Origin of the sequence: Variovorax sp. PAMC26660 (assembly GCF_014302995.1) — a bacterium.
GTDB lineage: Bacteria > Pseudomonadota > Gammaproteobacteria > Burkholderiales > Burkholderiaceae_C > Variovorax.
This window is the reverse complement of record NZ_CP060295.1, coordinates 6600566-6622685: the sequence shown is the minus strand read 5'-3', so window position 1 is coordinate 6622685 and position 22120 is coordinate 6600566. Positions and strand designations below refer to the sequence as shown.

The window sequence follows — 22120 nt, the reverse complement described above, 5'->3', positions numbered from 1 at the left end:
GCAACGGCGGCGTGAACGTACTGGAAGGGGAAAGGGGTGGGCGGTTCCGGGTCACAGTCTCTCCATCCGGGGCATCCATACACGCAGCAGCGAGAACAGCCGCTCCAGGTCCACGGGCTTGGCAAGGTAGTCGTTGGCGCCGGCGGCCAGGCATTGCTCGCGGTCGTCCTTCATGGCCTTGGCGGTGATGGCGATGACCGGCATCTTCTGGAAGCGCGGATCGGCACGCATGCGGCGTGTGGCTTCCAGACCGTCCATCTCCGGCATCATCACGTCCATCAGCACAAGGTCGATTTCGCTCACCTGGTCGAGCTTTTCCAGCGCCTCGCGGCCGTTGCGGCCGATCTCGACGGCCGCGCCGCGTTGCTCCAGCGCGCTGGTCAGGGCGAAGATGTTGCGCACGTCGTCGTCCACCAGCAGGATGGTTCGGCCCTCGAAGATGCGGTCGCGCCCGCGCGCCGTCTTCAGCATGCCCTGGCGCTCGCTCGACAGCTCGGCTTCCACCTTGTGCAGGAACAGCGTCACCTCGTCGAGCAGCCGTTCGGGCGAGCGGGCGCCCTTGATGATGATCGAGCGCGAATAGCGCTGCAGCTCGGCTTCTTCGTCGCGCGTGAGGTTGCGCCCGGTGTAGACGATGACCGGCGGGAACGACACGATCTCTTCGGCCGCCATCTTCTTGAGCAGCTCGCTGCCCTGCATGTCGGGCAGCCGCAGGTCGGTGATCATGCAGTCGAAGACGCGGGTGCGCAGCAGCTCCAGCGCCTCTTCGCCCGAGCCGACCGCGACGATCTCGATGTCGTCGTCCTCGATCAGCCGCATCACGCTTTCGCGCTGCAACTCGTCGTCTTCCACCAGCAGCACGACCTTGACCTTCTGCGTCAGCTTTTCTTCGAGCCGGCCGAACACCTTCATCAGCTCGTCGCGCGTGGCCGGCTTCAGCGCGTAGCCGATGGCGCCCATGTGCAGCGCCGCGGCCTGCGCGTTGTCCGCAGCCGAGACCACGTGGATGGGAATGTGGCGGGTGTGCGGCGAATCCTTCAGCCGCTGCAGCACGTCCAGGCCGGTGCTGTCGGGCAGGCGCATGTCGAGCAGGATCGCGTCGGGCACGAACTGCGTGGCCAGCTCGAAGCCGTCGGCGGCGCCGTGCGCCACCAGGCAGCGGTAGCCCAGCTCATGCGCCAGGTCGTAGAGGATGTGCGCGAACTGCGGCTCGTCTTCGATCACCAGCACGCGGCGTACCTGGTCGCGGGGAATCGAGCGGTCGTCGGCGAACTGCGGTGCCGGCACCACGGCCTTGGGCGAGGGCGCGACAAGCACCGGAGCGGCGGGCGCGACATAGGAATGCGCGCCGCGCATCGGTGCCGGTGCGGGAGCCGCCTGTTGCTGCGGCGAAGCCTGCGGCGCCTTCGCCGGCAGTTGCAGCACGAAGGTGCTGCCCTGGCCGGGCACGCTCTGCACGGCGAGCGTGCCGCCCAGCAGTTGCGTGAGGTCGCGCGAGATCGACAGGCCCAGGCCGGTGCCGCCATAGCGGCGGCTGGTGGTGCCGTCGGCTTGGCGGAAGGCCTCGAAAATCAGCTCGTGCTGCTGCGGGTCGATGCCGATGCCCGAGTCGGACACCGCGAAGGCCGCGCCGCCGTCCGCCGCGGCGGACACCATCAGCGCTACTTCGCCACGGTCGGTGAACTTCAGTGCGTTCGACAGCAGGTTCTTCAGGATCTGCTCGACCCGCTGCCGGTCGGTGACCAGCGAGGCCGGTGCGCCGGGCCGGATCTCCAGCCGGAAGCCCAGGTTCTTCTGCATCGCCAGCGGCCTGAAAGTGCCCTCCAGGCTCTGGGCCAGCTTGTCGAGCGCCACGTCTTCCGGCACCACGTCGAGCTTGCCGGCCTCGACCTTGGAGATGTCGAGGATGTCGTTGATCAGCACCAGCAGGTCGTTGCCCGACGAATAGATGGAGTCGGCGAACTTGACTTGCTCGGCGCTCAGGTTGCCCTGCGGGTTGTCGCCCAGCAGCTTGGCCAGGATCAGCGCACTGTTGAGCGGCGTGCGCAGCTCGTGCGACATGTTCGCGAGAAATTCGGACTTGTAGCGGCTGGCGCGCTGCAGCTCATCGGCGCGGTCTTCCAGGTCGCGCTGCACGCGGCGCAGGGCGGTGTTGCGCTGGTCCAGCGCCTCGGTGCGTTCGGAGAGCTGGCTGTTGGTCTGCTCCAGCTCGGCCTGCTGGTTTTCCAGCATGGCTTGCGAGGCGCGCAGGGCGCGCGACTGTTCTTCCAGTTCTTCATTGGCGGTGCGCAGTTCTTCCTGCTGCACCTGCAGTTCTTCGTTGAGCTGCTGGGTTTCGGCCAGTACGTCCTGCAGTTGCTCGCGGTAGCGCGCCGCCGCGAGCGATGTGCCGATGTCGTCGGCCACCACGTCCAGCAACTGGTTGCCGCGCTCGTCGAGCGGGCCGGCCAGGCCGAGTTCGATCACGCCGTTGACCAGGCCGTCGCTCACCACCGGCATCAGCAGCACCGCCTTGGGCGCCATCTCGCCCAGGCCCGAGTTGACCTTCAGGTAGTCGGCATTGACCGGATCGACCAGCATGCGGCGCCGCTCGGCCGCCGCCTGGCCGACCAGGCTTTCGGTGGGAGAAAAGACCTGCGGCGTGGCTTCGGCCTCGCTCGAAAAGCCGTAGCTCGCCGCGCGCCGCAGCGGGCCGTGCCGCTCGCGCACGTACAGGGCGCCGACCGCGCTGCCCAGTTGCCGCGAGAAGAAGGCCAGGATCTTGCGGCCCATGTCCGGCGCGCTCAGCTCGCCGACCAATTCGCCCACCAGCTCGGTCTGCGCGCCGCGCAGCCAGGCCTCGTGCGACAGGCGATCCGTGTGCGCCGTCTGCGCCTTGAGCACCACGTCATAGCTGTCGGACAGCCGCATCAACTGCCGCCGGCCGAAGTAGGCCACCAGCCCGGTCAGCACCAGCGTGAACAGCAGGAACAGGCCCACCACCCACCAGGCGGTGCGGTTGGCGTCGTTGTTGCGCTGGAAGCGCAGGGCCTGCTCGGTGTCCATGAAGACGGTGAACTCGGCGCGCATGTCGTCGGTCAGCCGCTTGCCGCGGCCCAGGCGCACAGTGGCGTGGGTGTCCTCGCCGGCGCGGCGCGCGGCGATCAGGCTGCGGGCGAATTCGTTCCAGGTGTCCTGGATCGCGGCGATGCGGTCGATCCGCTCCACCTGCTGCCGGTTGTCGGACACCAGTTCGCGCAGCGCGGCGGTGTCGCCCTTGATCCGGGGCAGGGCGCTCTGGTAGGGCTCCAGGAAGGTTTCGTCACCGGTGATCAGGAAGCCGCGCATGCCGGTTTCCATGTCGATGCTCTGGCGCTGCAGCTCGCTGGCGGCCCGGGTGACGCGGTCGGTGTGCTCGACCCAGCCGATGGTGTTGAGCAGGAAAAGGATCAGCCCGACGAACACCACGGCGCCGAAAACGCCGCCCATGAGCGGGAGCTTGAGGTTGCGGCTCAGCAGACGCTCGAAGTCGTCGGGATCGATCGCGGAGGGAGTGTTCATCAGGCGCATTTGTAAGCAAAACTTGTCAAGTTTTGCCGAAAAAGGATGCCCTCCCTGTCGGAGAACACCCCGAGACGGAGCATCGCCCGGAACGGGCCGGCAAAGGACGCCCTCGTTATACTGTAATTTCATACAGTAAAAAGAGCGAGATGGCGCCCGAAGCTTCCAGCCTGCCAGACGCGGCCCCAGTGGCGCATGTCGTTTCCGTCAAGGCGCTGTGCGCCTTCGGCGCGAAGGCGGGCGACCTCGACCTGCGTTTCGTGCCCGCGCCCAGCGCGCTCGAAGGCATCGCCGGCCATGCGCTGGTGCAGAGCCGGCGGGGCAGCGGCTATCAGAGCGAAGTGGGCCTCGAGGCGACCTGCGGCGCGCTGCGCGTGCGCGGCCGGGCCGACGGCTACGAGGCTCGCAACATTCGCAATGCGCGCGTGGAAGAAATCAAGACCTTTCGCGGCGACTTCGATGCCATCCGCGGCAACCACCGCGCGCTGCACTGGGCGCAGGCCCGCACCTACGGCTGGATGCTGTGCGAGGAACACGGCCACGAAGACATGACAGTCGCGCTCGTGTATCTCGACCTCGCCAGTGGCGACGAGACCGTGCTCGAAGAAAACCACACCCATGCCTCGCTGCGTGAGCACTTCGAGCTGCTGTGCGGCCGCTACAGCGCCTGGGCGCAAAGCGAGGCCGGCCACCGCAGCGCGCTCGACGCCACCCTCGCGCAGCTAGCATTTCCCCACCGCGCCTTTCGCACCGGCCAGCGCGAACTGGCCAAAGCCGTCTACCGCGCGGCCGTAGGCGGGCGCTGCCTGATGACGCAGGCACCCACCGGCATCGGCAAGACGCTCGCCACCATCTTCCCGCTGCTGAAGGCGCGCGCCGCGCACAAGATCGACAAGGTCTTCTTCCTCACCGCCAAGACCTCGGGCCGGCCGGTCGCGCTCGATGCCTTGCGTGTGCTCGACAAGGGCCGCGCGCAGGGCAGGGTGCGCGTGCTCGAACTCGCGGCCCGCGAAAAGGTGTGCGAGTACCCCGACCGCGCCTGCCACGGCGATTCGTGCCCCCTCGCCAAGGGCTTCTATGACCGCTTGCCCGCCGCGCGCGAGCAGGCTGCGCAGGCCGCCTGGCTCGACCGCGACGCGCTGCTCCACATCGCGCTCGCGCACGAGGTGTGCCCCTATTTCCTTGCGCAGGAAATGGCGCACTGGAGCGACGTGATCGTCGGCGACTACAACTACTACTTCGACGGCAGCGCCTTTCTCTACGCCACCATGCGCGACGCCGACTGGCGCGTGGCCGTGCTGGTGGACGAAGCCCACAACCTGCTGGAGCGGGCGCGCGGCATGTACACCGCGCAGCTCGATGGCGCGGCGCTCGAAGAGGCGCACCGCGTGGCGCCGTCGGCACTGCGCGGCCCGCTGTCCCGGCTGTTCCGCGAATGGGACACGCTGCAGCAGTCGCAGCAGGCCGACTACGAGACCGGCGACGAGATCCCCGAGCGCTTCACGCGCACCCTGCAGGCCGCCAACACCGCCATGGCCGAATACTTCGCGGCCACGCCCGACGCATCGCAGGGGCCGCTGCAGCGCTTTTTCTTCGACGCGCTGCACTTCGCGCGAATGTCCGAAGCCTTCGGCGACCACTCGGTGTTCGAGCGCACGCTGGGCGCCACGCAAGAGCAGCGCAGCCTGGCCATCCGCAACCTCGTGCCCGCGCCGTTCCTCGAAGCCCGCTTCGCGGAGGCGGTCTCGGTCACCTGCTTTTCGGGCACGCTGTCGCCCTTCGAGTTCTACCGCGATGCGCTCGGGCTGCCGGAAGACACGGCGCTGCTTGACGTGGCCTCGCCGTTCAGCAGCCAGCAGTTGCGTGTGGAAGTGGCGATGGACGTGTCGACGCGCTTTCGCGACCGCGCCGGATCGCTGCGCCATGTGGCGGACATCATCGGCGCGCAGTTCGAGCGCGTGCCCGGCAACTACCTGGCCTTCTTCAGCAGCTTCGACTACCTCGACAAAGCCTGCGCCGCCTTTTCCAGCCGCCACCCCGGCGTGCCGGTGTGGACGCAGACGCGCGGCATGCGCGAAGCCGAGCGCCACGGCTTCATCGCGCGCTTCGAGGAAGGCGGCCAGGGCATCGGCTTCGCCGTGCTGGGCGGCGCGTTCGGCGAAGGCATCGACCTGCCGGGCAGCCGGCTCATCGGCGCCTTCGTCGCGAGCCTGGGGCTGCCGCAATACAACGAACTCAACGAGATCACGCGCGAGCGCATGCAGTCGCGCTTTGGCAAGGGCTACGAGTACACGTACCTTTACCCGGGCTTGCAGAAGGTGGTGCAGGCGGCCGGTCGCGTGATCCGAACCGAGGAAGACCGGGGCGTGCTGCACCTGCTGGACGACCGCTTCGCGCGGGCGGAGATCCGGCAACTGCTGCCGAGCTGGTGGCATGTGCGGCTGACCGGAGACGAAGACGGTGCGCGCCGCTAGACGCCTCGAACACGCGGGCCAGCCAGACCTGTTCGGCGAGGCGCCCGTGGCCGCCATCGAGGGCTTGCGCTACGAGCGCGGTTTTCTCTCGCATGAAGAAGAGGCCGGTTTGATACGCATCGTGCAGGGCCTGCCGCTCAAGGAGATGCGCTACAAGGAATACACCGCGCGCCGCCGCGGCACCAGCTTCGGCGGCAGCTACGACTTCGACACGAACCGCCTCAAACCCGGTGCGCCGCTGCCCGACGTGCTGCATCCGCTGCGGGCGAAGGTGGCCGCATGGGCCGGCGTCGCGCCCGAAGACCTCGCCCACATGCTGATCGCCGAGTACCGGCCCGGCACGCCGCTGGGCTGGCACCGCGATGTGCCCGACTTCGAGGACATCATCGGCGTCTCGCTGAACAACGATGCGGTGATGCAGTTCAGGCCCTATGTGCCGGGGGCGCCTGCATCGGGGCCGGCTGCGCTCGAATTCCTGATCGAGCCGCGCTCCGTGTACCTGCTGCACGGCCCTGCGCGCTGGGAATGGCAGCACGCCATTGCACCGACCGAGGCGCTGCGCTACTCGATCACGTTGCGCACGCGGCGCGACAAGGGCATCGGTCGCGGGCCTACCTGAAGACCGGGCAGCCCGCCGGCAGCTTCTTCTCGAACAGCACCGCCACGCCGCAGTCGGATGTGAACATGCCGAGGTTGTCGTGCCCGATGCCCGGCACTTCGACGATGTGCTGGTTGAAGTTCGTGGCGTGCCGGCTCTTCAGGTAGTCGAAGTACGGATGCCCCCGGGCCAGCCGGTTCGGCCCCTGGGCCATGCCGCTGCAGGAGCGGTCGAAGAAATGCAGGTACGGGTCGGTGTCGGCGCCGCCGAGCAGGTAGACGACGTTGCGCGATGCGTAGCGGGCTTCGAGCGATTTCACATCCTGCTTCGCCACGTAGGGCGGCGCCTTGTCCAGGCCGTAAGGCCAGTCGTTGACGGCAGGGCATGCCTGCAGGTCGGCCGGCTGCAGCTTGCCGTCGGCCGAGGGCCGGTCGCGGTCGAAGTAGAGGTAGTTGCTCGGGTTGGCAATCACATAGCGGATGCCGATGCCGGCGCGGCGCAGCACCGCCTCGCCGTCGCTGGTGGCCACATAGCGGTTGAGGATGCGCCCGCCGGCCGAATGTCCGATCAGCAGCACCTCTTTCAACGCCGGATAGCGACTGCGGTCCGCGAAATGCGCGAGCACCGCATCGAGCGCCGAGAACGAACTGACCGGTGCGGGGCCGGCCGCCGCATCGCCGCGCGCCCAGCCGGAGCGGACCCAGCCGAGCACGTCGGGCGACAGGCTGAAGACCTTCGCATCGGTGGCGGTGAGGAACTGCGGCGCCACGACCATCGTGCCCGTGGCCGCGTCGCCCGCGTTCTGGACGATCTTCTTTCCGGTGGCGAAGTACACGTCGGCGTTGCGCAGGATGCCGTGGACGATCACGATCACGCGCCGCACGTCGGGCGCGGGCGCATCGATCGGGCGGTCCGCGAAGATCGGGATGGTGCCCGCACCGTCCGCCGTCCTGACGGCGATGCGCTGGTCACCGACCTGTTTGACGGGCTCGTCGACACGGCGGCTGTTGCGGGTCGCCAGATCGCCTTCGCCCTGCGTCTGGGCGAGGCCGTTCGATCCGATGAGAAGGAGCGCAAGAAACGCCGCGCGCACGAGGCCTGCCGACTTGCCGATGGACATGAAGAGAACTCCAGGAAAAAAGTGCAACCGCTCAAGAGCCTACCGGCTGACGGGCGCCATCGACCTTAACCACCTTTGGCGGCGCCCGCCGCATTCACCGACACGCCCCACATGCGCGGCTTGCCTTCCCACACCGCAAACCCGCCGATGCGCTTGCGCACGGCCCATGCATCGAGGCCGTTGAACAGCATCACCATCGGCACCTGCTGGATCATCAGCGCGTGGATCTGGTCGAACAGCGCCTGGCGCTTCTTCGGGTCCGACTCGGCAAAGCTGTCGTCGATCAGCTTCAGCGCCTGCGGGTCTTCCCACACCTTGCGCGCCTGCTTGTCCTTGGGGCCCGAGAACTGCTCGTAGCTCAGTGCCGGATCGAGCCGCGACGAATAGCTGAACGAGCTGATCTGGTAGTTGCCGCTGTTGTAGCGGTCAAGCTGCGTGGCCCATTCGAGCACTTCGAGCTGCGCGTTGATGCCCACCGACTGCATCATGGCCTGCGCCAGCACGGCCACCGTGTAGCTGGGCACATGGGCGCGCTTGTTGGTCTGGATGGTGATCTTCTCGCCCTTGTAGCCGGCCTCGCGCAGCAGCTTCGCAGCCTGTGCGGGGTCGTAGTGCCAGCCTTTCTTTTGCGCGGGGCTGTAGAAGGCCGAGCCCTTGTGGATGGCCGAGTTGTTGACCGAGCCCAGCCCTTCGGAAGCAGCCGCCACGATCTGCTCGATGTCGAGCGAGGCGGCGATGGCCTGGCGCAGCTTCTGGTTCTTCAGCAGCGGGTCGCGCGTCTGGATCAGCAGCACGTTCTTGATGGCCTCGGGCGGCGCCTGCACCACGAGGTTGCGGTCGTTCTTCAGCTCCTGCGCATCGCTCGACGTGATCTGCCCCGCATCGATGGCGCCCGACTTCAGGCCCGCTGCCGCGGTGGCTGCATCGGGCACGACGAGGAACTTCACCGTGTCCACCAGCGGCGTCTTCAGGCCGGTGTAGCCATCGGACTTGGTGGCGCCGGCCGGCGAGGTGTAGCCCTTGAAGGCCGTCACGGTGACGTATTCGCCGCGTTTCCATTCCGCGAGCTTGAACGGGCCGGTGCCCACGGGCTTGTCCCAACTGCCGTCGGCTTTGACCGAACTCTTGTGCAGGATGGCCGTCATGCCGCAGTCGGTGCGCGCGAGCGTGTCGAGGAACACGGCCGAGGGCTTGTTGATCTTCATCACGAAGGTGCTGTCGTCGGGCGTGGCGGTCTCGACCACCTTCAGGCCGTTGCGGCCGTCGTACTCGCTGGTGCAGCGCCAGTCGGTCTTCGGGTCCATGTAGCGCTTCCAGTTCCAGGCCACGTCGGCCGAGGTCATCGGCGCGTCGTTGTGGAACTTCACACCCTTGCGCAGCTTGAAGGTGTAGGTCAGGCCGTCCTTCGACATATCGACCGACTGCGCCAGCAGCGGGCCCACGCTGCCGTCCATGCGGTAGCCCACCAGACCTTCGACGATGTTCAGCACCACGCCATCGGTGGTGTTGTCGCGGTTCACGCCGGGGTTGGTGGAGCGGATGTCGGCGGGTTGCGCGACCGTCACCGTGGTCTGTGCGAAGGCGCCCGAAGCGGCCAGACAGGCGCTGGCGATGGCGGCATGGCGGAAGAAAGAGCGGGGCATCAGGAACTCCTGCAGGGGCAAGTACAAAAAGAAGGATCAGGCGAAGACCGGCGCTTCGGCACCGAAGCGCCAGCGCAGCCGCACGCCGCCGGCCTCGGTCGGCTCCAGCGCCGGAATGGCCGACAGCAGCTTGCGCGTGTAGTCCTGCTGCGGCGCATCGAACACCGTGTCGCGCGAGCCTTGCTCGACGATGCGGCCGTCCTGCATCACGATCACGCGGTCGGCCACCTGCTCGACCACGCCGAGGTCGTGGCTGATGAACAGGCACGAGAAGCCGTGGCGCTTCTGCAGCTCGGCGAAGAGTTCGAGCACTTGCGCGCGCACCGTCACGTCGAGCGCCGAGACCGGCTCGTCGGCGATCACGAACGCGGGCCGGCGCACGAGCGCCCGCGCGATCGCCACGCGCTGACGCTGGCCACCGGAGAGTTCGTGCGCATAGCGCGGCGAATAGGCCGTGTCGAGGCCGACCTCGTCGAGCACTTCGGCCACGCGCTTGGCCTTGTCGGCCGACGACATGCCCTTGACCAGCCGCAGCCCTTCGCCGACCAGTTGGCCGATGGTCATGCGCGGATCGAGCGAGGCATACGGGTCCTGGAACACCATCTGGCATTGCAGCCGGTAGTCGAACCAGCCGGCGTCCGAGCGCGCGATGGGGCGACCGCGAAAAAGAATCTCGCCGCCGCTGGGCTTGAGCAGGCCGGCGATGGTGCGGCCCAGCGTGGTCTTGCCGGAGCCCGAGCCGCCGACCACCGCGACCACTTCGCGCGGACGCACCACAAGGTCGATGCCGTGCAGCGCACGCTTGGGCACCGCCTTGGCGAACAGCCGGCGATGGCCAGGGTAGTCGACCACGAGACTGCGCACTTCGATGACGGGCGCATCGTCCACCGCCTGCCGCGCGGGCAGCCGGCGCGGCATGGCCTGCAGCAGCTCGCGGGTGTATTCATGCTTCGGGTGTTCGAGCATGTCGTCGGTGTTGCCGACTTCTTTGACCTCGCCATGCCGCATCACGACCATGCGCTGCGTGAAGCGCGCAACCATCGGCAGGTCGTGGCTGATCATCAGCACGGCTGTCTGGTGCTCGCGCGTGAGGCCGACCATCAGCTCCAGCACGTCGCGCTGCACCACGGCGTCGAGCGCAGTGGTCGGCTCGTCGGCGATCAGCAAGGCGGGCTCCAGCAGCATCACCGAGGCCAGCATCATCCGCTGGCGCATGCCGCCCGAGAACTCGTGCGGCCAGGCCGCGAGCGCGCCCTTCGGGTCACGGATGCCCACGCGCGCCAGCATGTCGAGAATGCGCGCCTGCCGCGCGGCGGGCGACAGGTCGCGGCGGTGCAGCGCGAGCGCTTCGCCGAGCTGCTTGCCGATGGTCATCGACGGGTTCAGTGACGTCATCGGCTCCTGGAACACCATGCCGACGCGCGCGCCGCGCAGCGCGCGCAGCCGGGCCGGCTTGGCGAGCGCCAGGTCTTCGCCCTCGAAGAGGATGCGACCGGCGGTGCGCACCAGCGGCGGTGGCGTCAGGCCCATGAGGGCGCGCGCAGCCTGCGTCTTGCCGCTGCCCGATTCGCCCACGATGCCGACCATCTCGCCCGGCGCGATGTCGAAGGACACGTTGCGCACGATCTCGCGACCGCCCATGCCGACGGCGAGCGTCAGGCCTTCCACGCTGACCAGCGGCGTGTTCGTCGTGGCTGTCATTGCACGCCCTTCATGCGCGGGTCGAGCCAGTCGCGCACCGCGTCGCCCAGCAGGTTGATGCCCAGCAGCGTCAATGCGATGCACAGGCCGGGAAGAATCGAAAGGTAGCTGGCCTGCGCCATGAACGGGCGGGCCGACGCGAGCATGTTGCCCCAGGTGGGTGCCGGTGGCGGCACGCCCAGGCCCAGGAACGACAGCGCGCTCTCGGCCAATATGACCCAGCCGAACATCGAGGTGGCCAGCACCGTGAGCGGCGCGGTGCAGTTGGGCAGCACGTGGCGCACCATCGTGTACAGCTCGGAGTTGCCGAGCACGCGCGACGATTCGATGAACTCCTTCTCGCGCAGCGACAGCACCGTGCCGCGCACGATGCGCGTCACCGATGGCGTGTAGGCCAGCCCGAGCGCCAGGATGATGCCGTACTGGTTGGCCCCCACCACCGCGAGCAGGCCCAGCGCCAGCAGCAGGCCCGGAAAGGCCAGCAGCGCGTTGTTGAAGGCCATCACGATGCGGTCGGTCCAGCCGCGCAGAAAGCCCGTCAGCACGCCGACGATGCTGCCCACCACGATGGAGAAGCCGACGGTCAGCACGGCAATCCACACGCTGGTGGCGGCACCGGCCATGAGGCGCGACAGCTCGTCGCGGCCGAACTCGTCGGTGCCCAGCAGGTAGGGGCCACCCGGCAGCTTCAGGCGCGAGCCGAAGTTGATGCGCAGCGGATCGTGCGGCGTCCACACGAGGCTGATGAGCGCAGCCGCGGCGATCAGGCCGACGATGACGATGCCGACCAGCGCGTTGAGGGGAATGCGCTTCTTGCGCTTCATCGTTGTCATTCGACGGCGACGCGGGGGTCGAAGAGGGGGTAGCAAAGATCGATCACGAGGTTGACCACCACATAGATCACGGCCACGAACAGCAGGCAGCCCTGGATCACCGGGTAGTCGCGCGCAAAGATCGCGTCGACCAGCAGGCGGCCCAGGCCTGGAATGGTGAATACCGTCTCCACCACCGCGATGCCGCCGAGCAGGTTGCCCAGCACCAGGCCGATCAGGGTCCAGGTCGGGCCGAAGGCGTTCTTGAAGGCATGGCGCATCAGCACCGCGCGCTCCGACAGGCCCTTGGCGCGCGCATGCGTGATGTAGTCCAGCCGCAGCACCTCGAGCGTGCTGGCGCGCGCCATGCGCATGAGCACGCCGATCTCGTGCAGGAAGAGCGTGAGGATCGGCAGCACCAGATACAGCAGGCCGTTCTTCCAGTCTTCGGTGATGCCCACGTAGCCCACCACCGGCAACCAGCCCAGCTTGAGGCCGAACAGCAGCAGCAACAGCAGGCCGAGCCAGAAGGTCGGGATCGACACCAGCAGGGTGGCCGAGCCGACCAGCAGCAGGTCGGGCGCACGGTTCTGCTTCCACGCAGCGATCATGCCGGCGGGCACCGCAACCATCGCGGCCAGCGCCACGGCCACCAGCACGATGCGCCCGCTGATCAGGAAGCGCTCTGCCACCAGCGGCAGCACTTCCTGGCCGCTGTTGATCGACGTGCCCAGGTCGCCCTGCAGCACATGGCCGAACCAGATGCCGAACTGCGCCATCACCGAGCGGTCGAGACCGAGGCGGGCGCGCAGTTCCGCAAGGCTCGCGGGCGTGGCAAGGTCGCCCAGCAGCAACTGCGCCGGGTCGCCGGGAATCAGCCGTATCAGCACGAACACCGACACCGCCACGATGAGCAGTGTGGGAATCGCCATCGCGATGCGGGCGGCTGCGAAACGGAACATGCCTTGTTCTTCCTTGTGGGTGGTGGGCGTCAGGCCGGCGAGGGCGTGGCACGCAACTCGTGCAGGGCCTTCGCGAAGAAGTCTTGCACATGCCCCACGCAGGCCAATCCGTTGTGCGGCACGTTGTCGAGCAGCTCGAACGCAACCTTCACGCCAGCCGCCTCGAAGGAGCGGCGCAAGGTGTCGAGGCGTTCGGGCCGCGTGCGGCCGGCGTCGTTCGCGCCCGGCATGAAGAACTTGCCGCCTTCGCGGTGCGTGATCTCCCAGGTCTCGATGTCGGCCTTGCCGGCAATCATGTGCACCGGCACGCGGCGCAGGGCATCGAGGTTCATCGGCTTGCCGAAGCGCGCGTCGAAGTCTTGCGTGCCGACCCACCAGCCCTGCTGCGGGTCGATGAGCGTGACGGAGCCCGGCGCGCCGATGGACGCGGCCCACAGGTGTTCGGGGTGCAGCATCGCAAAGCGGTTGACGAACTGCCCGCCGCCCGAATAGCCGAAGAGCGCGAAGCGGCTGAAGTCGCAGTCGAATTTCTCGCCCACCTCGGCCACCATGTCCAGCAGGATCTGGTCGTAGCGGATGTCCGCCTCGATGAGGTGCTTGAAGCCGTCGCGGTTGCCGTCGCCGCGCACGCCCGCCGGGAACAGCGGGCACAGCACGATGCAGTCGTTCCACTTGGCAAAGCCGCTGAAGGCCTCGCGGTAGTTGACGAAGGCGCGGCCGGTGCCGTGCACCACCACCACCAGTTGAATCGGCCGCGTGCCGGGCTGGCCGATGTGCTCCGGCACGTAGGTGCAGTACGAAAAGCGCGGGTCGCTGCGCGAGGCGTAGATGGTGCTGGGGCCCAGGTCGTAGATGGCGCGGGCGCGTCGGTCGGCCAGGGCGGTGGAGGTTTCGGTGGTGGCGGTCATGGCGAGAAATCTGCAAATGAAGAGAGAAGGGCGGGCGGAACTACAGCGTGTATTCCTGGAAGTTGCGCGCCTCGTAAGGCTTGCGCGCCACCCACATCACGCGGTTGGCCGCATCCATGAGCGTGGTGGCCACGGTGGCCGAGATGCTGCTGAAGTCCGCGGGCTTGGGCGTGCGCAACACGCCGTCGGGCTTGCCGAATTCGTCGGCCAGCGCAGCCTTCACATGGGTCCAGTCGATGCGGCCCTCGATGCGGCCGAGCGCGTTTTCCACACGGTGCTGGCGGTAGATGCTGTCGGGCCGCTGTGGCAGGCCGGGGTCGCGCAGCTTCATCACGGCGGACGGGGACATCCAGTGGTTGGCATGCACCAGCAGGTCGTTTTCGGGCAGGGTCCAGAAGATCTCGCCTGGCGAGGTTTCGAGGCTGATGCCAGAACCGTCGTTGCCGCTGGCCTGCGCCAGGATCATGTTGTTGGCGCAGTAGCGCTTCGAGGCCCACACCGACTTCATCGCGGTGGCGAGGTTGGCAGCCTCCAGGATGCGACGGCGCAGCAGCACCAGCGGCACGCCGGGGCCCTTGCAAAAGTCTTCGTCGCAGGTCAGCGAATTGCCGGTGAGCGACACGCCGTGCGTGTTGAAGCCATGGCGCGCGAGCGCGCCGGCTTCGGTGAAGGTGAGCATGTCGGGGGCGCTTGCGCTGCGGATGCGCAGCACGATGCCGGTGTCCACGCATTCCTGGCGCCAGTCCCAGTTGTGGGCATGCATGAGCCGGCCGGTGGCCGAGCGCGCGGGCAGCACGAGCAGGCCGGTGCAGTCGCCGTCTTCGGACGGGGCTGCGTCGGGTGCGGGATCGGCCTTGCCCTTGAGGTCGGCATAGCCGAACAGCATTTCGGTGCGGCAATTGATCATCACCACGTCTTCGAGCGACACGCCCGCGCCCTCGGCAATGCCGCGCATCTCTTCGAGGTAGCCGGCGTCGTAGGCCTCGATGATCGGCAGCATCGACTGCGCGAGCTGGCGGATCGTCGCCTCGTCGAGCCCGCGCCGGCCGAGCTGGGCACGGTAGAGCGCGACGCCGCCCGCCACGCGCTCTGGCACGGCACGGCCGTGCTGCACGCCGCGCGCGTGCGGCGTGCCGGAAACATCGACAAGGGGAAAGTATTGGGGAGTGGTCATGGGTTGCAGCAAGGTGTCATCTGCCTGCCGCGCAAAGGCGGTAGTGCGGTGGTGATGGCACGCATTGTTTTGCAGGCACAGGAAAAATAAAATTTAAAAATCATTTAGAGTTGATAAAGGATTTATTTACCTTTCAACGTCTGCCTGCCCCGTGAGCACCATCCGCTTTCTTCGCACCTTCGTGGCCGCTGCCCGTGGGGGCTCCTTCGCCGCCGCGGCCGACCAGGTGGCCCTGACGCAGGCGGCGGTCGGCCAGCAGATGCGCGCGCTCGAAGCGGAAATGAAGAAGACGCTGTTCGACAAGACCGGCCGCACCATGGTGCTGAGTCCCGCCGGGCATCTGCTGCTGCCGCGCGCGGAAGAGCTGCTGGCGCAGTACGAATCGATGCGGCGCGACCTGCAGGACCAGCGGCAGATCGCCGGCAGCATCAAGCTCGGCTCGCTGATCTCGGCCATGGGTTTGCTGTCGAGCACGCTGGCGGTGCTCAAGTCGCTGCATCCGAACCTCGAGGTTGAGCTGCGCGTGCGTGAGCAATCGCAGTTGATGCAGGACGTGGTGAGCGGCGAACTCGATGCGGCCGTGGTGGTCGAGCGGCAATGGCCCGAGGTGCCGGGCCTGCTGTGGACGCCTTGCTACGACGAGACGCTCACCGTCATCGCCAATTCGGGCATCGCTTCGCCCGACACGAGCATTGCGAGCCTGTTCGCCACCCATCCCTTCATCCGCTTCGACCGGCGCACGCCGACGGGAGCACGCATCGACCGCATCCTGCGGCGGCTGCAGCTCGTTCCCAAGGAATTCCTGGAACTCAATTCGCTGCTTGCCATTGCGGAACTGGTGCGCAAGAACGTCGGCTTCACCATGGCGCCGCTGCTGAAGAATTTCGATTGGGAGAGTGACCCCGCGCTGTGCGTGCTGCAACTGCCGGGCCGGCCCATCGCGCGCCGGCTGGGCATGCTGGAGAACGGGCGGCGAAGCCACATCACGGGCGTGGTTCGCGAGGAAATGCTGGCGCACCTGCGCCGCATGAAGCCGGGCGGCTGACACGCTTGCGACCACGCGCGCCAGACAAGGCTGACGCGCAGCGCTCGCGTCTTCTTACCCCCGGCAGGCACCAGCCGCCCAGCATGGAGGCTTCTCAACCCGAAGGAGTACTGACATGCCAAGAGGCGACAAGTCGTCCTACACGGACAAGCAGAAGCGGCAGGCCGAGCACATCGAGGACGGCTACGAGCACCGTGGCGTCGGCAAGGGCGAGGCCGAACGCCGCGCCTGGGCCACGGTGAACGCGGAGACCGGTGGCGGCAAGAAGAGCGGCTCCGGGCGCGGCAAGGCCGAGAACCATGCACCGGCACGCAAGGGTGGTCGTCTCGGTGGCGCTGCTGCTGCGCACCGCACCGCCGCCGAGCGGTCGGCTTCCGCGAAGAAGGCCGCCGCCACACGCAAGCGCAATGCTGAAAAGCGCGCCTGAACAAAGGGCTCCCATGCACATCATTCTTGGCGCGACGGGCCACGTCGGCGCGGCACTTGCGCAAACCCTGCTGGCCCAGAACCAGCCGGTCACCGTGGTCACGCGCGATGCCCGCAAGACCCAGGCATTGCAGAACAAGGGCGCGCGCGTCGCCCAGGTCGACGTGTTCGACACGCTCGCCCTGAACCGCGTGATCCAGGGCGGCACGCGGCTCTTCGTGCTCAACCCGCCGGCCGCGCCGTCGACCGACACCGTGGCCGAGGAGCGCAAGAGCCTGCGCGCCATCGTCGCCGCGCTCGAGGGCTGCGCGCTGGAAAAGATCGTTGGCGAGTCCACCTACGGCGCGCAACCCGGTAGCGCCGTGGGCGACCTGGGCGTGCTGTACGAGATGGAGCAGGCACTCGGTGCCGGCCCCGTGCCGTTCAGCGCTCTGCGCGCGGCCTACTACATGAGCAACTGGGACACCTCGCTGAAGACCGCGCGCGAAGAGGGCAAGGTCTACAGCATGTACCCGCGCGACTTCAAGCTGCCGATGGTCGCGCCGCACGACCTGGGCGAGTTCGCGGCGAAGCTCATGCTCGGATCGCCCGCGCCGTCGGGGCCGCACTATGTCGAAGGGCCGCAGCGCTATTCGGCGGCCGATGTCGCGGCGGCTTTCTCGGCCGCGCTGCAGCGCCCGGTGGCGGTGGTGGAAACGCCGCCCGCGCAGTGGGAGCAGGCATTCAAGTCGCTGGGTTTCTCGGACGCGGCTGCGAAGTCCTATGTCGCCATGACCCGCATCACGCTCGAAGAGAAGTACGAGCTGCCCGACAAGCCCGAGCGTGGTGTCATCTCGCTGAACGAATACATCAACGCATTGGTGAACAAGAGCAGCGCCTGAGCCGGCGCTTGGCCGATCGTTGAAATCGGCCACAACGCGTGTCCGAAAGGTGCAGCCGAGGCCGTGGGGCCGCGAGAACCGGACATTCGCGGGCCATCTTTGGTGGCAGCCGGACAACTTGCAAGCGCGGCTGCCCAAGCGCCGGATGCACGAAGCCACCGCGTTGCGCGACATTGCGCTGAACGTACCTTCTATGCGGCTGAACGTCGCTCAACCACCTCCCATCCCGCGCACGAAAAGCAGGTTTGCCGTGCCGCTTCAGCGTCGATACGATCCCGCGCCTTGCCCCTCGTTCCTCTCGACGGGCAGAGCTTTTTCCGAACAAGAAAGGAACGCGCGGGTGCCTCCATCGACTGCTTTTCCCCTCATCTGCACGCCAGCCGGCAATGCCGGTTGGCAGCAACGCAGCCGGCGTCACGTGTGGCACCCGTGCACCCAGAGCATCCGCCTCGACGTGGCGCCGCCATTGCCCATCGCGCGCGGCGAGGGCGTCTGGCTCTTCGACCATGAGGGCGGCCGCTACATGGACGCCACCAGTTCGTGGTGGGTCAACCTTTTCGGCCACGCGCATCCGGCCATCAACGCGGCGCTGAAGAATCAGCTCGACACCTTCGCGCACGTGATGCTCGCGGGTTGCACGCATGCGCCGGCAGTGGAGCTGGCCGAGCGCCTGTCTGCGCTGACGGGGCACGCGCTGGGCCATTGCTTCTATGCATCCGACGGCGCCTCGGCCGTGGAGATCGCGCTGAAGATGAGCTTCCATGCCTGGCGCAACGCCGGCCGCAGCGGCAAGCAGCGCTTCGTGGCGCTGAAGCAGGGCTACCACGGCGAGACGCTGGGGGCCTTGCATGTGACTGACGTGCCGGTGTTCCGCGACGCCTATGCGCCGCTGCTCGCCAACGCCCATCTGGTCGCGTCGCCCGACGCGCGCAACGCGCGGCCCGGCGAAGACGCCACCGCCGTCGCTCGCCGCGCCGCCGCTGAACTCGAAGCCCTGCTGGCTCAACAGCACGACACCATCGCCGCTGTGATCGTCGAGCCGCTGGTGCAGTGCGCCACCGGCATGGCGATGCATGACCCCGCGTACCTGCGGCTGGTGCGCGCCCTGTGCGACCGCTACGACATGCACCTCATCGCTGACGAGATAGCAGTCGGCTGCGGGCGCACCGGCACTTTCTTCGCGAGCGAACAGGCCGGCATCTGGCCCGACTTCCTGTGCCTGTCCAAAGGCATCAGCGGCGGCTACCTGCCGCTGGCGCTGGTGATGACGCGCGACGCCATCTACGACAGCTTCGTGGACGACGACGTGGCGCGCAGCTTCCTGCATTCGCATTCGTACACCGGCAATGCGCTGGCCTGCCGGGCTGCGCTTGCCACGCTGGACCTGTTCGAGCGCGAGGACGCATTGCGCCGCAACCGCGAGCGCGCCGACCGGCTGCTGCAGCGGCTGCGCGCAGGGCTGGCCGGCCAGCCGGTCGATCACCTGCGGCAGCGCGGAATGATCACGGCCTTCGACGTGCGCGAGCCCGGAGCGCGCTTCGCCGAGCGTTTTCACCTTGCGGCGCGTGCGAACGGGCTGCTGATGCGGCCCATCGGCGCCACCGTCTACCTGATGCCGCCCTACGTGATCGGCGACAGCGAGATCGACCGGCTGGTCGATGGCACGCTCGCCACGCTGGCGGATGTTTCTGCTGCTGACCACGCAGAAGGAGGCCGCGATGTCGCGCTTGCTTGAACGCCTGCAGGAAGAGATCGCCGCACTCGACACACAGTCGCTGCGCCGCCGCCGCCAGATCGCCGAGACGGCCTGCGCGCCCGAACAGTCACTCACGCTGGCCGGCGCCACAGCGCCGCGCACCATGCTGGGCTTCAGCAGCAACGACTACCTCGGGCTGGCCGCGCATTCCGCATTGGCGGCCGCCTGGGCTGAAGGCGCGGCGCGCTATGGCACGGGCAGCGGCGGTTCGCACCTGATCCTGGGCCACTCGCGCGCGCATGCGCAGCTCGAAGAGCGGCTGGCCGACTGGATGGCGCCCTTCATTCCCGAGGCGCAGAGCCTGTTCTTCTGCACCGGCTACATGGCCAACCTCGCGGTGCTGTCGGCGCTCGGCGGCGCGCAGGCGGTGATCTTCTCGGAGGCGCTCAACCATGCTTCGCTGATCGACGGAGCCCGGCTGGCGAAGGCACGCGTCGAGCGCTACCCGCATTGCGACATCGACGCGCTCGACGCCATGCTGGGCGCCTGCGATGCACCGGTCAAGCTGATCGTGAGCGACGCGGTGTTCAGCATGGACGGCCACCTCGCGCCCGTGGTGCAGTTGCTCGCACTGGCCGAGCGGCACGACGCCTGGCTGGTGCTGGACGACGCGCACGGCTTCGGCGTGCTGGGCGACACGGGCCGTGGCGTCGTGCAGGCCCTGGGCCTGCATTCAGAGCGGCTTGTGCTCATCGGCACGCTGGGCAAGGCGGCGGGTGTGTCGGGCGCTTTCGTGGCGGCGCACCGCACTGTCATCGACTACCTCGTGCAGCGCGCTCGCCCCTACATCTTCACCACGGCCGCGCCGCCGGCGGTGGCGCATGCACTGCTCGCCAGCCTGACGCTGATCGAGGGCGAGGAGGGCATGGCTCGCCGTGCCTCGCTACAGACCCGCATCGCCCAGTTGCGCGAAGGGGTGAACACAGTCCTGCCCGCAGACGGCAGCGCATGGCTGCCCGAATCGCCCACCGCGATCCAGCCGCTGATCGTCGGCGACAACGCGCGTGCGATGCGGACGATGGCGCAGCTCGATGCGCGCGGCTTGCGTGTCGGTGCGATCCGTCCGCCGACGGTGCCGGCCGGCACGGCGCGGCTGCGCATCGCGCTGTCGGCCAGCCACAGCGAAGCCGATGTCGAACGGTTGGTCGATGCGTTGGGCGCGGCCCTTGCACAGCCTTGTCAGGAGGCGGCATGACGCGCCGCCACTGGTTCGTCACCGGCACCGACACCAGCATCGGAAAAACGCTGGTCAGCAGCGCGATGCTGCATCTGCTGGCGTCGTCGGGTCTGCGTGCAGTCGGCATGAAGCCTGTCGCGGCCGGCGTCGAAATGATCGATGGCATCTGGCAGAACGAAGACGTGGTGCAACTGCAAGCGGCCGGCAACGTCAATGCGCCGCTGTCGTTGCGTTGCCCCTACGGGCTGCGCGCACCGATGTCGCCGCACCTCGCCGCGCGGGAAGAGGGCGTGCGGATCGAACTGCCGGTATTGCAGTCGGCCTTCGAGGCACTGGCGCAACGCGCCGATGCGGTCGTGGTCGAAGGCGTCGGTGGCTTCTGCGTGCCCTTCGGCGACGACCTAGACAGCGCCGACCTCGCCACCGCACTGGGCCTGCCCGTGATCCTCGTGGTCGGGCTGCGGCTGGGTTGCCTCAGCCATGCGTTGCTCAGCGCGGAAGCGATCCGCGCGCGCGGCCTCACGCTGGCAGGCTGGGTCGCGAGCGCGGTCGATCCATCGATGCTGGCGCCCGAGGCCAATCTGCAGACCCTGCGCGCACGCCTCGGTGCGCCGCTGCTGGGCGTGGTGCCGCACCTCGCATCGCCCGATGCAGCGGCTGCGGCCCGCCACATCGACCTGCGTGCGCTGCGCGCGACGGCGGCCCACGCCGCGCGCCGATCCGCAGCGCAGCCGTACGAGGAAGAAGCCTCAGCCGCGCTGGCCTGACTCGGCCAGGCGCTTGCCACGAACGCCGCCCTGGCGCTCCAGCATCCAGCCCGGGTATTCGGCCGGCAGCGCGCTCGCCTTGTCGAGCGTGGCCAGTTCGTCGGCACTGAGCTTGATGGCCGTGGCCGCGATGTTGTCGTCCAGTTGCTCGACGCGCTTGGCGCCGATGATCACGCTGGTTACCACCTGCTGGTGCAGCAGCCACGCCAGCGCGATCTGCGCGACCGAGACCTTGCGGGCATCGGCCAGCACGCGCATCGCGTCGATGCAGTCGTAGGCGCGCTCGACGTTCACCGGCGGAAAGTCGAAGCTGGCGCGGCGGCTGCCTTTTTCCACTTCGGTGTCGCGCCCGAACTTGCCGCTCAGCAGGCCACCGGCCAGCGGGCTCCAGACCATCAGGCCGACGTTCTCGCTGCGCATCATCGGCGCCAGTTCGCGCTCGAGGTCGCGCCCCGCGATGGTGTAGTAGGCCTGCAGCGACTCGAAGCGCGCGAGGCCGTGGCGCTCGGCAATGCCCAGTGCTTTGGTGATCTGCCAGGCGGCCCAGTTCGACACGCCCACGTAGCGCACATGGCCTTGCTGCACGAGGTTGTCCAGCGCGCGCACGGTTTCCTCGATGGGTGTGAGCGGGTCGAAGCCGTGGATCTGGTACAGGTCGATGTGATCGAGCTGCAGCCGCTTCAGGCTGGCCTTGACGCCGTCCATGATGTGAAAACGCGAGGCGCCGGCGGAGTTGACGCCCTTGCTGCCGGTCTCGCCCAGCACCTTGGTGGCCAGCACGAAGCTGTCGCGCGGCAGCTTGAGGTTTTTCAGTGCCTGGCCGGTGATGACTTCAGACTGGCCTTCGGAGTACACGTCCGCCGTGTCGATGAAGTTGATGCCGGCGTCCACTGCCCGGCCAATCAGGCCTTCGGCTTCGGACTGCTGCAGGTTGCCGATCTGGCCCCAGATGCCGGAGGAGCCGCCGAAGGTCATGGTGCCGAGGCACAGTTCAGACACCAGAAGGCCGGTACGACCGAATTTGCGGTATTGCATGGAGAAATCCTTTGCGTTGGGAGGCGAGCCGCCAAAGTATCCCGCCGCCTCCCCGGCGCAGGCGAGCGCGTTCCTGCAAAGTCTTTGCCTATTTCTCCAGA

At 67.8% G+C, this 22120-nt stretch carries 17 protein-coding genes; 8 read left to right on the top strand and 9 right to left on the bottom strand.

The window, feature by feature from the left end; all coding sequences use genetic code 11:
- Nucleotides 1-51 precede the first annotated feature (51 nt).
- Nucleotides 52-3540, bottom strand: a complete 3489-nt coding sequence (locus H7F35_RS31070) for a response regulator (protein ID WP_187110338.1) — start codon at nt 3538-3540, stop codon at nt 52-54.
- Nucleotides 3541-3689: 149 nt separating this feature from the next.
- On the opposite strand from H7F35_RS31070, the gene H7F35_RS31065 reads away from it, so the two are divergent.
- Both H7F35_RS31065 and H7F35_RS31060 read left to right on the top strand, forming a co-directional pair.
- Nucleotides 3690-6014, top strand: a complete 2325-nt coding sequence (locus H7F35_RS31065) for an ATP-dependent DNA helicase (RefSeq protein WP_187110337.1) — start codon at nt 3690-3692, stop codon at nt 6012-6014.
- Complete coding sequence (locus H7F35_RS31060; RefSeq protein WP_187110336.1) at nt 6001-6633, top strand: alpha-ketoglutarate-dependent dioxygenase AlkB; 633 nt, start codon at nt 6001-6003, stop codon at nt 6631-6633. The genes H7F35_RS31065 and H7F35_RS31060 overlap by 14 nt, the downstream gene beginning before the upstream one ends.
- On the opposite strand, the gene H7F35_RS31055 is transcribed toward H7F35_RS31060, so the two are convergent.
- The 7 genes from H7F35_RS31055 to H7F35_RS31025 all read right to left on the bottom strand — a co-directional run bounded on the left by H7F35_RS31055 (nt 6626) and on the right by H7F35_RS31025 (nt 14932).
- Complete coding sequence (locus tag H7F35_RS31055) at nt 6626-7732, bottom strand: alpha/beta hydrolase (RefSeq protein WP_187110335.1); 1107 nt, start codon at nt 7730-7732, stop codon at nt 6626-6628. The two genes, H7F35_RS31060 and H7F35_RS31055, sit on opposite strands and share 8 nt — an antisense overlap.
- A gap of 65 nt (nt 7733-7797) precedes the next feature.
- A complete protein-coding gene (locus tag H7F35_RS31050; protein WP_187110334.1) occupies nt 7798-9375 on the bottom strand; it encodes an ABC transporter substrate-binding protein in 1578 nt (525 codons plus the stop codon).
- Between the two features lie 36 nt (nt 9376-9411).
- A complete protein-coding gene (locus tag H7F35_RS31045; protein ID WP_187110333.1) occupies nt 9412-11076 on the bottom strand; it encodes an ABC transporter ATP-binding protein in 1665 nt (554 codons plus the stop codon).
- Nucleotides 11073-11900, bottom strand: coding sequence for an ABC transporter permease (locus H7F35_RS31040; protein ID WP_187110332.1), 828 nt, complete (start codon nt 11898-11900; stop codon nt 11073-11075). The genes H7F35_RS31045 and H7F35_RS31040 overlap by 4 nt, the downstream gene beginning before the upstream one ends.
- Nucleotides 11901-11905: 5 nt before the next feature.
- Nucleotides 11906-12850 carry an ABC transporter permease gene (locus tag H7F35_RS31035; protein WP_187110331.1) on the bottom strand — a complete coding sequence of 315 codons (945 nt, stop codon included), beginning with the start codon at nt 12848-12850 and terminating at the stop codon, nt 11906-11908.
- A 29-nt stretch (nt 12851-12879) separates the two neighbouring features.
- Nucleotides 12880-13758, bottom strand: coding sequence for a hydrolase (locus tag H7F35_RS31030; protein ID WP_187110330.1), 879 nt, complete (start codon nt 13756-13758; stop codon nt 12880-12882).
- A 40-nt stretch (nt 13759-13798) separates the two neighbouring features.
- Entirely contained in the window at nt 13799-14932 is a 1134-nt protein-coding gene (locus tag H7F35_RS31025) for a C45 family autoproteolytic acyltransferase/hydolase (RefSeq protein WP_187110329.1), read from the bottom strand.
- A 151-nt stretch (nt 14933-15083) separates the two neighbouring features.
- Between H7F35_RS31025 and H7F35_RS31020 the strand changes: the two genes are divergently transcribed.
- The 6 genes from H7F35_RS31020 (at nt 15084) to bioD (ending at nt 20984) form a co-directional block, all read left to right on the top strand.
- The gene (locus H7F35_RS31020) at nt 15084-15977 is read left to right on the top strand and encodes a LysR substrate-binding domain-containing protein (RefSeq protein WP_187110328.1); all 894 of its coding nucleotides are present in this window, start codon (nt 15084-15086) and stop codon (nt 15975-15977) included.
- 115 nt (nt 15978-16092) lie between these two features.
- Nucleotides 16093-16404, top strand: a complete 312-nt coding sequence (locus H7F35_RS31015; protein WP_187110327.1) for a plasmid stabilization protein — start codon at nt 16093-16095, stop codon at nt 16402-16404.
- A 13-nt stretch (nt 16405-16417) separates the two neighbouring features.
- The gene (locus H7F35_RS31010) at nt 16418-17284 is read left to right on the top strand and encodes an NmrA family NAD(P)-binding protein (protein WP_187110326.1); all 867 of its coding nucleotides are present in this window, start codon (nt 16418-16420) and stop codon (nt 17282-17284) included.
- A gap of 340 nt (nt 17285-17624) precedes the next feature.
- Nucleotides 17625-19019, top strand: a complete 1395-nt coding sequence (bioA, locus tag H7F35_RS31005; protein ID WP_187110325.1) for an adenosylmethionine--8-amino-7-oxononanoate transaminase — start codon at nt 17625-17627, stop codon at nt 19017-19019.
- A complete protein-coding gene (bioF, locus tag H7F35_RS31000) occupies nt 19003-20235 on the top strand; it encodes an 8-amino-7-oxononanoate synthase (RefSeq protein ID WP_187110324.1) in 1233 nt (410 codons plus the stop codon). Before bioA ends, bioF begins: the two co-directional genes overlap by 17 nt.
- Nucleotides 20232-20984, top strand: coding sequence for a dethiobiotin synthase (gene bioD, locus H7F35_RS30995; protein ID WP_187110323.1), 753 nt, complete (start codon nt 20232-20234; stop codon nt 20982-20984). The genes bioF and bioD overlap by 4 nt, the downstream gene beginning before the upstream one ends.
- Here the strand turns inward: bioD and H7F35_RS30990 are convergent.
- Complete coding sequence (locus tag H7F35_RS30990) at nt 20967-22019, bottom strand: aldo/keto reductase (protein WP_187110322.1); 1053 nt, start codon at nt 22017-22019, stop codon at nt 20967-20969. The genes bioD and H7F35_RS30990 overlap by 18 nt on opposite strands.
- Nucleotides 22020-22120 lie beyond the last annotated feature (101 nt).